This is a genomic window from Patescibacteria group bacterium, from assembly GCA_020148045.1.
Taxonomy (GTDB): Bacteria; Patescibacteriota; Minisyncoccia; order Minisyncoccales; family GWA2-38-27; genus JAHCRG01.
In genome coordinates, this window is sequence record JAHCRG010000006.1 from 170717 (window position 1) to 186503 (window position 15787).

Consider the following 15787-nt stretch of genomic DNA (forward strand, 5'->3'; position numbering starts at 1 on the left):
AATCTTAGGGAATATAATAGATAAATATTGAGTTGCCGACCCGGGTTATTGGCTGATAATCGTCAAGCCAGCGATAGTAGCCGGTTGGTTGATCAAAACCATGGGTAGGACTTCCTTTGCCTCCCTGAAGAAGGGTTGCCGAGACCGCCAGATAACTTCCTTGGGGAAGTTCTTTTTTATTACGATCGCCCCACCAGGAAGCATATTTTTCTTTTAGATAATATTCGGTATCGCCTCCGCCAAAATAATCAACATAAATTTTCTCAATCTTATTTTCATCCACCCATTTTTTTAGTCGTTTCAAATCCTGGCCCCAATCATAGTTTGAATCCACCACATATTTGTATCCATTTTGGGGCCCTCCGGCAATTTCATTAAAATAGGTTAAGTAGTGAGGCCAAACCAAGAGAGAAGAAATTATGTAAAAGCCCAAAAGCACCGAAACAAGAGAAGTTCCCATTTTTTTCCGGGATATGCCGGGTATTCTTTTTATCCATTTTGCTATTCCCAGACTAACTAAAATATAGGTAAAAGGAAAAACAGGCAAAAGGTGCCTTACTCCAATATTAAGAGTTCCAGTTATAGAAGTGAGCCAATAAATTATTAAAAATACCATCATTGAAAATTCGGGAAAATGATTTTTTATCCAATCTTTTAACCGATGAAAAGTATTTTGCCAAAAAGGCTTTTTAATTATAATTAACCAGGCTGCATACAAAAGAACAATTAAAGTTAAAATATGAAAAGCTAAGGGTATTTTTAAAAGATAAACAGTCGGGAAATAATACCACCAGCCCCCATTTGAAATTTCATTAAGAAAATACACAGTATTGCCGCCAGCTACCCTTTGAGTAACCATTAGAAGTCCTAAAAGATAATAGGCATAGGGTCGGAGCACTGGTTTGTCAGCCATCCAGAGACAAAGATTTTTTAGAGGATTTATGCCGCTTGAAGCTAAAATAAATTCAGAATCTTGTAATTGGCGTTCGGCTGGATAATTTAAAAGATGAAATTGATAAACCGGCCAGATAAGAATCATTCCAATTATTCCTACAATTAGAGCCAGCCCGATGTATTTCAGAATTCCTAAGAGGCATTTTTTAGAACCCTTTTCTTGAGACCAAGCATAAATTACGGTAATTACAGCAAAGAAGGGAACAAGCAGGGCTAAGGAAAATTTTAAGAGCATTGATAGCCCGAATATCAGCCCGGCTAAAATTATATTCTTTTTTGTCGGGCTTTTTAGAAATTTTAACCAAAAATAAGTAGCCAAGACCACTCCCAAAGCAGCTGCAATATCAGTAGTTACCAATCTCCCATGAGCCAGAAAAGTAGGGGAGAAGGAAAATAGGGTTAAGACCAAAAGAGCAACTTTGTTTCCGGCTAATTCTCTTGCCCAGCGAAAGAGGAACCAACCTAAAAATATTAAAAGCAAAATCATTGGGATTCGGGCCCAAAATACAATCTGATCAGGATTGTTCCCCGAACGATACAAAAACTGAGAACCAAACCACCACTGTTCATTAATTCCCTCAGTCCAGGAAGCATGGTTTTTTGGGAAATTCAGGTCCAAAGATAGAAGAGGGACAGCAGCTAGGTCTTTTATCAATGGCGGATGCTCCGGGTTAATTCGAAAATCTTTCTGGGTTAAATAAGAATAGCCGGCCGGGATATGAGACATTTCGTCCATGGTGGCTGAATCATCTTTCATACTGAAAAAGCAAACTAAGAATACCGTAAGAAGCAGAAGACCAGCGATTAAATTTGTGAGACGGTTAGACATGTTAGTATTTTAACATCCTCTATGTTAAAATACAATTGCAAGTCGAATAATTAACATTAGTAATTAAAATAAAATAATGAATAACCAAAATCAAAAAATTCACCTTTCAGTGATTATTCCAGCCTATAATGAAGAGAAAAGAGTACCAAAGACCCTGCGGGAAATTAATGATTATTTGAAAAAACAGTCTTATTTGTCGGAAATTATCGTTGTTAATGACGGTTCAACCGATAGAACTTCAGAAGTAGTCAAAGAATTACAGAAAATAATTCCAAATTTAAAATTGATAAATATCGAAAACTCGGGTAAAGGCTACGCAGTCAAAAAAGGAATACTTGAGGCCAAAGGAGAATATCGAATTTTTACTGATGCCGATAATGCAACTTCAATTAATCAGGTTGAGAGAATGTGGCCAGAGTTTTCCAAGGGATACGATGTTGTCATCGGTTCGCGAGATGTTAAAGGGGCGGTCCTGGCTGTACCTCAACCCTGGTTAAGAAAGGTAATTTTGGGAGGAGGTTTTAAATTAGTTAGAAAAATAATTATTGGTCTTTGGAAGATTCAAGATACTCAGTGCGGTTTTAAGGGTTTTAAAGAAAAGGCAGGGCAAGATATTTTTTCCAGAGTCACAATTTACCGTTTTGGATTTGATCCCGAGGTCTTGGTTATAGCAAAAAGACTGGGCTATAAAATTAAAGAAATTCCCATAACTTGGATAAATGATCCAGAAAGCAAGGTAAAATTTAAAAATATGGTTAAAATGTTTTTTGAGATATTAAAAATCAGATGGAATCTAATTTTGGGAAAGTATAAGAATATAATAAAATAAATTAATGCCAAAGATTGTTAAAAATGCTTTAGGGAATTTTTTGGTGATTTGCCTTATTTTTACTTTGGTGACGGTTTGGATTTTTTCCGGCTGGCCCCAGATTTGGCAGAAACCGCCAGTGCCACCGGAAGTAAAGGAGGTTAAAGCTGCGCCGGAAACGCTTTCATTATATGTTAACACAGAGGTTTCGGTTGGTGTTTGGACTACCGCGGGTACGGTTCCTTATCTTAACGCACAAGACCAACCAACCAACTATATTTATAGTATTGGCAGAAATTCTGATTCTGGTGTTTATGGCTTTGCAGACACTGCTCAAACAGGCACGATTAATAGCGTTTATCTTTATATTTATGCTTACGGAGTTGCTTCTACTAATTTTACAACATACATAAATTCTACTGATACCGGTTTAGGACCACCTACAAGTTGGGGTTGGGTAAGCGTTAATGTGTCAACAATTCTTACTACTTGGGACGCTATAAATGCTGCCACTTGTTATTTTGATAGACCAAATACTACCGATAATGCTGGGGTTGATGCCGCCTACTTTTATGTAGATTATACTCCTGCTCCTACGTTGGATATCACTGCTCCTGAGAATGTTCAGATGCCTGATTATACTTTAGGAGGAGTGGGATATAGCGAGAGAAATTTTAATGCTGACCCTCCGGCTTTAGTTCAGGTGACTGCTGAAGCTGGTTTTACTGTTACTGTTTCTTCCACTAATCTTACTGGTGGGGGTAACACCATTCTTGCCTCTGATGTTAAATTAAAAACTGACGATAATCCCGAAACCAATCCCACCCAAATTCCAGCGGCAAATTGCAGTGGTTTTAGCGAGATAGACGAGCCGATTAGCGATGAATATAGTTTAGATTCTACCAGAACCATTGTAACCACTTCATCTGGCAGCGGCACCTGCGATATTTATCCGACTATTAAAGTTTACATTTCTAATAATCTTTTGGCTGCGGAGGTTACTGGTACATTAACTTTTACTGTTCAGTAATAAATAGAAAACAAAAATCCACCGAGTTTTATTTGGTGGATTTTTAATTGAGGGACATCAGTTATTTCTTTTTTGGAATAAATAGAGTGTCTCCTTTTTTTAATATATAGGGCGGTTTGAGACGATTAATTCGGGCCAGTTTTTTCCAGGAAACACTATATTTTTTAGCAATATCCATAATAGTCTGCTTTTTTTCTACAGTATGACTTTCCATAGTAAGCTTGACTTTAGCTAACCAGAGATGCCAGAGCAACCGGCCAAGGAAGAAAAGAATAATTAAGACAACTAAGAAAAATATTAATGGCCAGGGAATAATAAAGAAAGAAATATTTTTTTCAATGGTTTGATTATCACCATAATTGATAAGGAGGCTGGCTCGGACAAAATTAAAAGCCGGAGGATTTTCCCAGCGTCGAGGAAGGAGAGTGGATTTTACAGGAAAGGTAGTACCCAGGGCAATGTTTTCCAGGGTAGCTATATGACCGCCAAAAATATCACGTATCTCAATGGTAGCCAAAGGATTAAGGTGGACATTACCGGTGTTTTTTAAAGCAATGTTAAGCTGTCCATATTTATGAAGTCCTAAAACATGTTTAATCTTTTCCCAGGTAGTATTTTTATCGGTAAGACGTTTATTATGAATAGTAAAATCAAAACCAGTTAGCTCAATTTTTTTAACAATTTCACCTGGTACCGTTTCATAGACTCGCACCCCTACCCGGGTGATAATGGTTAAAGCCCCTTCTCTGCCGCCTTTCTGCCTTTCTAAATTCTCCACTATAATTCCACCCATATGATCACCCACCTCAGCGTCTTGAGGAATAGAGATAGTGAAATAGATAAGCTGCTCAGTATCATTTGGAATAACTAATTTATAACTCTCCATTTCAATCCACCCGCCAATACCCAGACGTTCATCGCCTTCATTATTCAGGGCAAAAGCACCGTCTGGAGTGAGGCCAGCATCTACTGGATAAATTTTTATTTCTACATCTTCACCGGTACGATTTTTAATTCTTACTGCGTCCCGCTTACTTTCTTCTTTGTCAAGATTGTAAATAAACCAGATATCAGAATATTTGACATCAAGGTCAGGAAAAGCTGGTAAAATACTTAAGCCTCCTATCCCGGCTGCCTTAACCTCCATGACCCCGCCTATTATGCCTATTATGATTATTCCTATAATTATTAACTTTATTAAATTATTTTTTTTCATAATTTTAATTCTTTTGGGCGAGACAGACAACTGAAGTGCCAAAGGGAAGATTGATATATTTAAGTAATTGAGCTTCTATTTTTAATGTAAAAATTAAAAGATTATTAAGAAATTTTGGTAAAATAACGTAAGAAGTTTGAGGAGTTAAATTACCTTTGGATAATATACCCTTTAATAAACGATAACCTAGAATTAAAGGAAAGGTAAAAGTAATAACATAACTTCGTTTCACTACCCGAAAACCGGCTTGATTGAGTTTTTGGTGGAGCTGAGAAGCAGTATAGCGGCGGAAATGATGAAGGGCTTCGTCATGCTCTGACCAAATAAACTGGTAGGCAGGAGCAGTAATTAAAAGTAGACCTTGGCTTTTCAATACTCGATGAAATTCCTTGAGAGTCTTTAAATCATCAGCAATATGTTCAATTACATCGAGGGCGGTAACTAAATCAAAAGATTTATCACCAAAAGGAAGTTTTTCTGCTTTGGCTTGCCGGAGATTTTTAAAACCCCGTTTGCGAGTAAATTGTAGAGCTTTTTTTGAAGAATCAACTCCGATAACCTTTCCAAATTTTCCCAAGGTGGCCAAATTGATACCGGTCCCACAGCCTACATCTATTATAACAAAAGGTTCTTCATTGGGCAAATAGTTTTTTAGCAGCCTATAAATAATTTTACCTCTACCTACATGCCACCAGTAGTAATTTTCGAATTGATATAATTTTTCGTATTCGTTTTTCTCCATAACTAAGGTTTTTTAATAATAATACTAATTTCATCTTGATAAACTATTTGCCAATCGGCATTTACTAAAATATACGAAACAACCCGTTGAGGATATGCTAATACCCAATCAATGTCATATTTATCAATAAATTGAGCATAATTCATTTTACCACTTAAAAAATTATCATGATCTTCAAAGGGATTTCTGCCCGGTAATTGCCAGATTGCCATCCGACCATCAATAAACACCTTTTTCTCGGGCAATTGCCAGGTTAAATAGCCTCCCCAATTATATTCATTAAACATCTGACCGGGAAGTTCATCAAGATGCTGTTTGATATATTGAACCGCCCCGTAAGGGTAGTTTCCGGCTTGGGCAGCTTTCTCGGGAGAATTAATTAAAGGAAAAGTTTGGGTTACTCTCTGCCAACCAATCAATACAGTTACTAAAAGTAAAAGCGAAATTACTAATTTTGAACGTGACATTGAAGAAAGAGTTTCACCTACCAGATTTTTCATTGATGAAACCCATAAAGGAAGGGTAATGACAATATAGACTGGCATATGGCGCCAAGAAGAAAAACCAAAATAAAGAGAGATTAAGGCAAAAGCTATTAAAGTAAAGCCCAGTTTTTTTATATTCAGCAGCACTAAAAATCCTAAAAAAATCACATAGATAATAAAGAAATAGCTCATGGCATTAGCTGAAGTAACATTCTGCCATTCACCAATATGTTCTTTTACATAAGCTCCGGATTGAGTTTGAGCAAAAGTATTATAAATCTCTTTATAAATTCCCACTCCATAAGGATTAACCAAGGTTGCCAGTATACTTATTAAAAATATTAATGCCAGCTTTCCTAAAAGTTGTTTGCTTAATACTTCATTTTGGAACCACCTGATATTAAATAAGCGTTTTTTTAATTTTACCAACCAAATTTTGATTAGGGTTTGGGAATAAGAAACAGAAGAAGATTGCCAAAAAGAAATCTTTTGGTAGAAAAACTTTGTTGTTTCTAAAAGAAGAAATAAAAATAATACCACCAGACCAATAGAAAAACCGCCATGTAAATTTACCCAGAAAAGAAAAATTAAAGGTAGCCAAAAGATTAATTTATTGGAGGGAGAACGACGCCAGCGGAATAATAAAAAAATAATTAAAGCTAAACTAAAAAGAGTAATGACCTGAGGTCGAATTCCAATAATGGGAACACTGGCCAGGGAGCCAATTAGGGCAGCAGTGATCCGGTATTCCCAGCTGGTAAAAATAGCTGAGGCAGCTAATAAGAAAGCGGCGCTGGCTATGAGAGAAAAAATAATTACTAAGGGCCAAAAACCAAAATTATTATAAATCCAGAAAAAAATAATATCAGTAAACCACTCGTGGGCAATCCAGGGGTAGTCAGCCATACTATGGGAGAGCATATCTAAACGGGGAATAGTACGATGTTCTAAAAAATATCTACCATTAGCTAAATGCCAGCCCAAATCAGGATCTAAAGGAGCTTTTAAATTAATAAAGAACATTGCAATTAAAGCAAGAAATATAAAAATGAGCAATCTCTTTTGCGGATAAAATTTAAAATCCCTAATTCTTTTGATTAGGGATTTACTAAATTTACCAGATTGATTCATACAGCTCTTTTGATAATTCTTGTCCCTCTAAATTACGAAACCGTTAAAGTTAGTACCGCAGTATAATCTCCAGCAGCATCCCCGGCTTCAATACTAAGATTCATCACGGTGTTATCTAATTGGAAAGCACCAGCCCCATTGCCAGCACTCGCTGTCATCATATTAACAGCATTAGTGGCATTAGACCCCAAAGCCTGGTTATCTGAACCAGCAGTAACCCCGGTGTTATCAGATGAATTTAAGTTAGTAACATCACCAGGACTCGTTTTTGCTCGAGCATAGGTATTTAAGATATTAGTACCTGCTTCCAGATTATTAGCAGTAGCAGTTAAGGACCAACCGCCAGAATTGCCCCGATAGTCAGTGACCTGGATATTGTTCATATTCTCCTGTTGGTTTGAAGCTTGACCAGCAGTAGCATCGGGCCAGTCGAAATCTGTATTTTCTGCAGCCGTATCTAAGGAGCCAGTGGTAATATTAACAGCCAAATTGGTAGTATCTTGATTACTAGCAGTAGCAACATTGAGAGAAGTAAAGAGCATCCCAAAAAGTATGCTCAAAATTAAAAGAGAATAAATTCGTTCTTTAATAGTTTTTATTTCGTTTTTTACCTGGGACATATTTGTATTTCTTAATTGTAGCATGATTGTAGATTATCCTGTCAAGAGAGGTTATCCACAAGCGATATTTTATTATATTTTCTTTTCTTTTAATATTTCGTTATAATAATAAAATGCTTAGTAATAGTCTTTTAAAAAAGACCTCCCTGCTGATTTTATTTATTATTTTTAGTTTATTAATTAGTGAATATTACACTTTCGCCGCTGATACTCAACTTCATATTGAGATTACCGCAGTTTGCGGCGACGGCGAGAGGGAAGGAAACGAGGAATGTGATGGAGATGATTTAGGAGGCCAAACCTGTCAGGGGCTTGGTTATGAAAGCGGGAATCTAAGCTGCTATCCAGCCGGCGGACCCGACGAATGCACCTTTAATACTTCTAATTGCACAACTACAGCGCCGCCTTCGGGCGGCGGAGGCGGTGTTGCGCGAGTTGCAACTAAAGTTATCTTCAAAGGAAAAGCTTATCCAAATTCCTCAATCACAATCTTAAAAGATGGCAAAATAACAACTACTGTTAAGGCAGATTCCAAAGCAGATTTTAGAGCAGAAATTACTAATATCACTGCTGGAATTTATACTTTCGGTCTCTGGGCTAAGGATAAAGATGGTATAAAATCTATTACTTATACCTTAACTTTTCGTGTTTTCTCAAATACCACAACTACGGTTAGCGGAATTTATTTACCCCCGACTATTGATTTAGATAAAACTGCTCTTCAAAAAGGAGAAACTTTAAATATTTTTGGCCAGGCTGTGCCAGAAGTAGAAGTTGATGTTCATATTCATTCATCAGAGATTATTGAACAAGTTCAAACTGATGAAATTGGCGCATGGCTTTTGGCATTTGATACTCAACCTTTGGAAGAAGGTTCTCATATTACAAAAGCTCGTTTTAACTTAAACGAGGAAGAAAGAAGCGGATTTAGCGGGCTTTTGACCTTTTATATAGGAGAAGAAGGTCTGCCTGAAGAATTTTGTCCTCGTGCTGATTTAAACAAAGATGGAAGAACAAATTTAGTTGATTTTTCTATTTTACTTTATTGGTGGGGCAGGGCTAATGCTTGTGTTGACCAGAACAGGAACGGGATAGTGGACTTGCCAGATTTTTCAATTATGATGTATTACTGGAGCGGCTAAACTATATGACAAATCAAAAATCAAAAATTATTATTTTAATTATTGGTCTTCTTTTATTTCCTGTTATTGCTTTTGCAGCAACCTTGTATTTAGAACCATCCCAAGGAGAATATCAGCCAGAAGATACTTTTATAGTGAAGATAAAAATTGATATTGAAGAAGAATGTATTAATACTGTAAAGGTTGATTTAAAGTTTTCTCAGGAGATATTAGAAGCAGTTGATTTCAGTCAAGGTGATTCTATTTTAACTCTTTGGTTGGAAACTCCTCAGATTAATCAATCCGAGGGTTTAATTTCTTTTGTTGGCGGAGTACCGGCAGGTTATTGCGGGGAAATACCTGGCGGCGTAGGAGAGAGTAATTTATTAGGAAGAATTATATTTAAAGTACAGGAAAGCGGGATAAAGCAAGCAGAAGTAAAGTTTTTACATACTTCACAAGTATTATTAAATGATGGGCTGGGGACTTTGGCTGAATTAAGTACCAAAGGAGTAGCATATACAATTTCGCAGGAGAGATTAGGACCTGCAAAAGATGAATGGCAGCAAGAACTTGAAGAAGACAAAATTCCCCCAGAACCATTTGAAATAGAAATTCATCAGGATTCGGCCATTTTTGAGGGTAAATATTTTATTATCTTTTCTACCACTGATAAACAAACTGGTCTTAGTCATTTTGAGTTTAAGGAGGGGGAAAGAGATTGGGAAAAAGCGGAAAGCCCTTATCTATTGGAAGACCAAAGCTTAAAGAGTATAATAAAAGTGAAAGCAGTTGATAAAGCAGGAAATGAAAGGATTGCTGAATATATTCCAGAAATTCCAAAGAAACCATTTCCTTGGTGGATAATCCCCGTAGTTTTATTCGGTGTCTTGGTAGTAATTTGGATATGGAAAAAATACATAAAAAAACACTAATTTTAGCTTTGTGTATTTTTGCGCTCTTTTTTGCATGCTTTTGGGTAAATGAAGCCCAGGGGGCTTCGGTTTCTTTGTATTTATCTCCTTCCAGCGGCACTTATACTGTTGGCAGTACTTTTCCTGTTGCAGTTAAAGTAAGTAGCGGAGGACATGCAATTAACGCTGCCGAAGGAGTTTTAGTTTTCAATACAAAAGAGCTTGAAGTAGTTAGCGTTTCAAAATCAAGCTCAATTTTTACTCTCTGGACTAATGAACCGACTTTTTCTAATTCTACTGGAAATATAACTTTTGGCGGAGGCACGCCCGACAAATTTACCGGAACTTCAGGAACTATTATTACTATTACTTTTAAAGCTAAAGCTAATGCTTCAGCTAAGGTAACTTTTTCCTCAGGTTCAGTTTTAGCAGCTGATGGAAAGGGAACAAATGTATTAGATAATATGGTTTCTGGAACTTATGTTATTCAAAAAAAAGTAATTACTGAACCTCCAGAAGAATACACTCCTCCAGTTCCGGCCGGAGCTCCAGCTGCTCCTATTGTTTCTTCTCCTACTCATTCTGACCCGGATGAATGGTATTCTAATAATAACCCAGAATTTTCCTGGGAGCTCCCTCCAGATGTTACCGGAGTAAGTTTAGCGCTTCATCCAGAACCTTTTGCTGATCCCGGACCGATTTCAGATGGTTTAATGGTATCAAAGAAATATGAAAACGTTGAAGGTGGAATCTGGTATTTCCATATTAAATTTAAGAATAAATATGGCTGGGGCAAGATTACTCATCGAAAAGTTTTAATTGCCTTAGAGGCACCGATTATTACTGATTTTCCTCAGACAGTTCAAGTAGAAGATATTTTAGTTATTAAGGGAGCTTCTAAATACCCGGATGCCACAGTTACAGTTTTTGTTAAAAAAGAAGGAGAAGAACCAATTACTAGAGATATTAAGACAGATAGTGAAGGTAATTGGACTTTTATCTATGACAAAAGTTTAGAGAAAGGAACTTATCAGGTTTGGGCAAAAATAACTGACAGCCGAGGCGCAAAGAGCTACTCAACCGAAAAAATTACTATCGCAGTTACCTTGCCAGCTTTAATAAAGTTTGGTAAAATAACTATAGGTTATCTAACAGTTATGATTACTCTTATATCCTTAATTATATTATTAATATTAACAATCCTTTTGTTAATATTAATAACCTTTTATGCTTGGTATCGAATTTCTCTTTGGCGGAAAAGAATTGGGAGAGAAACAGAGGAGGCGAAAAGAAGTGTTGAACAGGCCTTTAGTAATTTGCGTAAAGAAGTTCGAGAGCAGGTTGAATATTTTGATAAGAGACGAGGCTTATCAAAGGGAGAAAAAGAAATTCGCGATAAATTACAAAAAGCCTTAAGGGTTTCTGAAGAAGCTATTAGCAAAGAAATCAAAGATGTAGAAAAAGAATTGGAATGAATGGTTAAAACTTTCACTTGAAGTAGTCAAAAGATGTTCTTTTGGCTACTTTGTTTGCCCCCACACCAATATTTTGGTAGTGGGGGTCGAATTTTTTCAAAATTTTTGTTATCATAGTAATACAGAAAACTGTTCTCTGTAAGCTGTTGCTTTTTAAAGGAAGGTTAGGTAGAATAAATTAATGGTTAAGAAAAAGAGTATGGCCAAGAAAAAGAAAACTAAACCTCGTACCACTGTTCGAAAAAAGAGGTTGGACAAAAGAACTGGAAAAAAAGTGCTACGGGGTAAAAAAATAGAAAAGAAAAAGAAAACTTTAAAACCTACCAAAAAGAGGAAAGTTAAGGTTAAGGCTAAATTAAAAGTAAAGAAAAGGGTAAAAATAAGAAGAAAACCCAAGAGGACTAAGTCTGTAAAACGTCGAACTATTGTACGAAAAAAGGTGCGGGTTAAACCTCCTTTTTCTGACATTACAATTCACAAAACCAAAATCAGGGTAATCGGGATTGGAGGAGGAGGTGGTTCAATTGTTTCAGAGATTGTTTCCAGGATAAAGAAGGCAGATTTTGTAATAGCTAATACTGATATTAGATCTCTTAGGGCAGTAAGACAAGTAAAGCGATTTCAGTTTGGTCAGAGTTTAACCAAAGGATTGGGTACTGGGATGAATACTGAGTTAGGGGAGCTGGCTGCCCTAGATGAGAAAGAGAAAATAAAAAAGCTTTTTGAGGGGCAAGATCTTTGTATTATAGTTGCCTGTTTGGGAGGAGGAACTGGCTCAGGGGCTACCCCTGTTTTCGCTAAGATTTCAAAGAATTTAGGTTGCCTTACTTATGGAATTTTTACTTTACCTTTTGAATTTGAGGGAGAGAAAAAAATGGAGATTGCCAAAGAATCTCTTGAGAAGATAAGGCCTAACCTTAATGCTTATTCAGTTATCCCTAATGAAAGAATTTTTCAAATAATTGATAAAGATACGCCTTTAAAAGATGCTCTTTCCGCTATTAACGAAAGATTAGCTGAGAACTTAGAAGGATTAATTGGGATGATTTACTTGCCCGGTCTCATTAACATTGATTTTGCTGATTTGAGAACGATTCTTGGTGGTCGCGGTCGTTTAAGTTATTTAAATACAATAGAAATTGAAGAGCCCGATAGGGAAGAGGTAGCTAAAAAAGTAATTTCCAGTCCCCTCTATCCTTACACTATCAAAGGAGCCAAGGGGATTTTATATAACATAGTAGGAGGAAAGACGCTTCAGCTTTCAGAAGTTTCTCAGCTGTCAAAGATAATTGCTGATTCCATAAATAAAAATGCAAAAATTATCTTCGGCATTAGTCAAGGTCAGAAATATCAAGGGAAAATCAAGATAACCCTGTTAGCTACAGGTTGTGGGAAAAAGAGATTTTTGTTAAAACCCACTGAGAAGAAAACCAAATCCTTTACTTTTCGAAAGAAGCCAAAAAGGAAAAAGAAAACCCCAAAGACAAAAAAGCCAAAAATAGAAAAGAAAGAAAAGCCGAAATCAAAAACCAAGATAGTAAGGAAACCCAAATCCAAGCCAAAAGTAAAAATAAAAGAAAAAATTAAAATTAAAACTAAACGCAAAACTGTTAGTAAGAAAGCTTTATCCCGCACCTTTTCTCGATTAAAAAAGGTGAGGGGTTTAATTAAAAAGAAACCCAGGAAAACTAAGCCCAAAAAAGAAAAAGTAATTCCCAAAACTAAAAGGCAACTCAAAAGGAAAGAGAAAAAAACTAAAGGGCCTGCCCGCCATTCGCCTAAGGCGAAGCCGATGGCAGGCGAGAAAGTTAGACGAAATGCTCTTCAATTAAAAAAGGTTATTGAAGAAGAAGAAAAAGAATTATTAGAAAGGGAAAAGATTTGGGAAACCCCGGCTATATTTAGAAGAAAAATAAATGATTAATATGGAAATAAAAAAAGCTATTATTCCTTTGGCTGGTGCAGCTACAAGATTTCTGCCCTTAACAAAGGTGGTGTCAAAAGAGCTTTGGCCATTGGCAGATGTACCGATTATTCAATATATTATTGAAGAAGCAAAGAACTCAGATATTCAAGAGATAATTTTTGTTCTAAACCCTGAGAACAAAAAGGTTTTAGATTATCTAAAACCTTCTCCTAAAATAGAAAAAATCTTAAAAGAGAGAAAAAAAGAAAATATCTTGGCAGAGATGAAAAAATTAGAAGAACTTTTAAAAGATATTTCTTTTTCTTATGTTTTACAAAAAAAGCCTTTAGGGGACGGTCACGCGCTTTTACAGGCGGCAAAACTTGTAGGGGAAGGACCTGTGGCTTGTATGTTTGGAGATGATGTTATTGATTCAAAAACACCCGGTGTTTTACAATTAGCCAGAATTTTTAAGACCTGCCAAAAACCAATTATTGCCCTCCATCGTCCGCCTAAAGATAAAATCCCTCAATATGGAATAGTTGGTGTTGAGAAAATTGCTAATCGTCTTTACAAAATTAAAAAAATCATAGAAAAGCCATCTTTGGAAGAAGCTCCTTCTGATTTGGCAATTGTGGGAAGATATATTTTGACTCCTGAAGTGTTTGATTATTTGAAAAAAGCCAGGCCCACTAAAAAGGGAGAAATAATTCTGGCTGAGGTTTTTAATAATCAGATGCTGAAAGATGGTAAAGTGATTTATGGATATGAATTTGAAGGGAACTGGCTTGAATGCGGGGATAAAATTAGATGGCTAAAATCAAACCTTTATTTCTCTTTGAAACATCCCAAATTCGGCCCTGAATTAAAAAATTATTTAAAAGAATTAAAAATAATATGATTGAAGTAAATAAATCCATTCTAAAAAATATCTATCAAAAAAGGCCTGCGACTGCCAGAAAATATGATTATGGTTTGTTGTTAGTTATTGGCGGTTCAGAATTTTATAGTGGTTCTCCAGCTTTTTCAGCCCTTGCTGCTTTTAAAACAGGAGTAGATATGGTTAGAATTATTGCTCCAAAAAGAGCGGCTGATATAATTGCTTCTTTTAGCCCTAATTTAGCAGCTTATCCTTTACAAGGAGTTCATTTGAACAAAGAGAACTTAATTACTTTAATTTCAATGACGAAAGGCGCTAAAGCTGCTGCTAAAGGAAAAGCAGCTGTGGTGATCGGCGGAGGAATGGGAAGGTCGCAAGAAACCCAAGAAGCAATTTTGGAATACTTATCTCAGGTTTCCGTGCCAGTTGTTGTTGACGCTGATGGAATTCATGCTTTAGGGAAAAAACCAGAAACAATATCTGACCAACCGTCTTTGATTACTCCCCATGCTCACGAATTTTTCGTTTTGACAGGAAAAGAAGTGGCTGAACTTTCTGACGAAGAGAAAATAAGGATAGTTCAGGAAGAAGCTGGCCGGCTTAAGACAACAATTTTATTAAAAGGAAAAATAGATATAATTTCTAATGGCAAAGAAGTTGCTATTGCCAAAGCTGGTTCTCCATATATGACCGTCGGCGGTATGGGAGATACTTTAGCTGGTGTTTGCGGGGCTTTGTTAGCAAGAGGGATGAGTCCTTTTGAAGCAGCCCAAGCCGGTATTTTAATCAATGATTTGGCTGGAGAAATAGCTTGCAAAAAATTAGGAGAATCAGTAATGGCTACTGATTTAATTGAGGCAATCCCTCAAGTAATAAAAGGTCGCTTTCTAAAATAAAAACTTAATTAAAGATGCTTAATTTAAAAAACAAAGTAGCAATTATTACCGGAGCCAGAAGAGGCATGGGCAGAACTCATGCTTTAACTTTGGCTAAGGCAGGAGCAAAAGTGGTTGCTTCTGATATTTCTTTAGAGGATTGTGAAAAAGTAGTAAAAGAAATTGAAAAAGATGGAGGAGAGGGCTTGGCTCTAAAGTGTGATGTTACTAAAAAGAAAGAAGTTGAGGAGATGGTTAAAAAGACAGTAAAAAAATGGGGCAGGTTGGATATTTTGGTAAATAATGCTGGAATTTGTCAATTTAAACCATTTCTGGACCTAACTGAAGAAGAATGGGATAGGACAATTAATATTAATTTGAAAGGATATTTTCTTTGCGCCCAAGCAGCAGCAAAAGAAATGGCAAAGCAAAAGTCAGGAGTGATTGTTAATATTGCGTCTGTGGCTATGGGCCAGCAGGGAATTGGTTTTCCTAATATTGTTCATTACTGCGCTTCAAAAGGAGGAATTGTTGGGATGACTGAAGCTCTGGCTCTTGAGATGGCACCATATAATATCAGGGTTAATGCTATTTCTCCTGGAATGATTGATACTCCAATGATTGACCCGGTTAAGAAAGATCCTCAACAAGAAAAAGGAATTTTAGCCAGGATTCCAATGCATCGCATGGCAGATGCTCAAGAAGTTTCTAATTTAGTTTTGTTTCTGGCATCAGATGAGTCCTCTTATATGACCGGCTCCACTGTGGTAATTGACGGCGGCTGGCTCGCCGGGTAGTTAT

At 36.4% G+C, this 15787-nt stretch carries 14 protein-coding genes; 9 read left to right on the top strand and 5 right to left on the bottom strand.

What is annotated here, in order from left to right:
* Positions 1 to 4 precede the first annotated feature (4 nt).
* A complete protein-coding gene (locus tag KJA13_02440) occupies positions 5 to 1783 on the bottom strand; it encodes a glycosyltransferase family 39 protein (GenBank protein ID MBZ9577872.1) in 1779 nt (592 codons plus the stop codon).
* A 97-nt stretch (positions 1784 to 1880) separates the two neighbouring features.
* Between KJA13_02440 and KJA13_02445 the strand changes: the two genes are divergently transcribed.
* Both KJA13_02445 and KJA13_02450 read left to right on the top strand, forming a co-directional pair.
* Complete coding sequence (locus tag KJA13_02445) at positions 1881 to 2612, top strand: glycosyltransferase family 2 protein (GenBank protein ID MBZ9577873.1); 732 nt, start codon at positions 1881 to 1883, stop codon at positions 2610 to 2612.
* A 4-nt stretch (positions 2613 to 2616) separates the two neighbouring features.
* Positions 2617 to 3621 carry a hypothetical protein gene (locus KJA13_02450; GenBank protein ID MBZ9577874.1) on the top strand — a complete coding sequence of 335 codons (1005 nt, stop codon included), beginning with the start codon at positions 2617 to 2619 and terminating at the stop codon, positions 3619 to 3621.
* Positions 3622 to 3682: 61 nt separating this feature from the next.
* Here the strand turns inward: KJA13_02450 and KJA13_02455 are convergent, their stop codons facing one another.
* Genes KJA13_02455 through KJA13_02470 form a run of 4 tightly spaced genes read right to left on the bottom strand, consistent with a single transcriptional unit; the run spans position 3683 to position 7815 of the window.
* Complete coding sequence (locus tag KJA13_02455; protein ID MBZ9577875.1) at positions 3683 to 4837, bottom strand: LysM peptidoglycan-binding domain-containing protein; 1155 nt, start codon at positions 4835 to 4837, stop codon at positions 3683 to 3685.
* Between the two features lie 4 nt (positions 4838 to 4841).
* Entirely contained in the window at positions 4842 to 5579 is a 738-nt protein-coding gene (locus KJA13_02460) for a methyltransferase domain-containing protein (GenBank protein ID MBZ9577876.1), read from the bottom strand.
* Positions 5580 to 5581: 2 nt separating this feature from the next.
* Complete coding sequence (locus KJA13_02465; GenBank protein ID MBZ9577877.1) at positions 5582 to 7195, bottom strand: hypothetical protein; 1614 nt, start codon at positions 7193 to 7195, stop codon at positions 5582 to 5584.
* A gap of 32 nt (positions 7196 to 7227) precedes the next feature.
* Positions 7228 to 7815, bottom strand: a complete 588-nt coding sequence (locus KJA13_02470) for a WxL domain-containing protein (GenBank protein ID MBZ9577878.1) — start codon at positions 7813 to 7815, stop codon at positions 7228 to 7230.
* 113 nt (positions 7816 to 7928) lie between these two features.
* On the opposite strand from KJA13_02470, the gene KJA13_02475 reads away from it, so the two are divergent.
* From KJA13_02475 to KJA13_02505, 7 genes are all read left to right on the top strand, one after another.
* Positions 7929 to 8957, top strand: a complete 1029-nt coding sequence (locus tag KJA13_02475; GenBank protein ID MBZ9577879.1) for a hypothetical protein — start codon at positions 7929 to 7931, stop codon at positions 8955 to 8957.
* Positions 8958 to 8962: 5 nt separating this feature from the next.
* Entirely contained in the window at positions 8963 to 9871 is a 909-nt protein-coding gene (locus KJA13_02480; protein MBZ9577880.1) for a hypothetical protein, read from the top strand.
* Entirely contained in the window at positions 9844 to 11325 is a 1482-nt protein-coding gene (locus KJA13_02485; protein MBZ9577881.1) for a hypothetical protein, read from the top strand. The genes KJA13_02480 and KJA13_02485 overlap by 28 nt, the downstream gene beginning before the upstream one ends.
* 181 nt (positions 11326 to 11506) lie before the next feature.
* Positions 11507 to 13249: a cell division FtsZ family protein gene (locus tag KJA13_02490; GenBank protein MBZ9577882.1), complete on the top strand. Its 1743-nt coding sequence runs from the start codon at positions 11507 to 11509 to the stop codon at positions 13247 to 13249.
* Position 13250: 1 nt separating this feature from the next.
* Entirely contained in the window at positions 13251 to 14132 is an 882-nt protein-coding gene (locus tag KJA13_02495) for a UTP--glucose-1-phosphate uridylyltransferase (GenBank protein MBZ9577883.1), read from the top strand.
* On the top strand, positions 14129 to 15007 hold the full coding sequence (locus KJA13_02500; GenBank protein MBZ9577884.1) for an NAD(P)H-hydrate dehydratase: 879 nt from the start codon (positions 14129 to 14131) through the stop codon (positions 15005 to 15007). Before KJA13_02495 ends, KJA13_02500 begins: the two co-directional genes overlap by 4 nt.
* Before the next feature lie 14 nt (positions 15008 to 15021).
* Positions 15022 to 15783, top strand: coding sequence for an SDR family oxidoreductase (locus KJA13_02505; protein ID MBZ9577885.1), 762 nt, complete (start codon positions 15022 to 15024; stop codon positions 15781 to 15783).
* Positions 15784 to 15787: the final 4 nt, after the last annotated feature.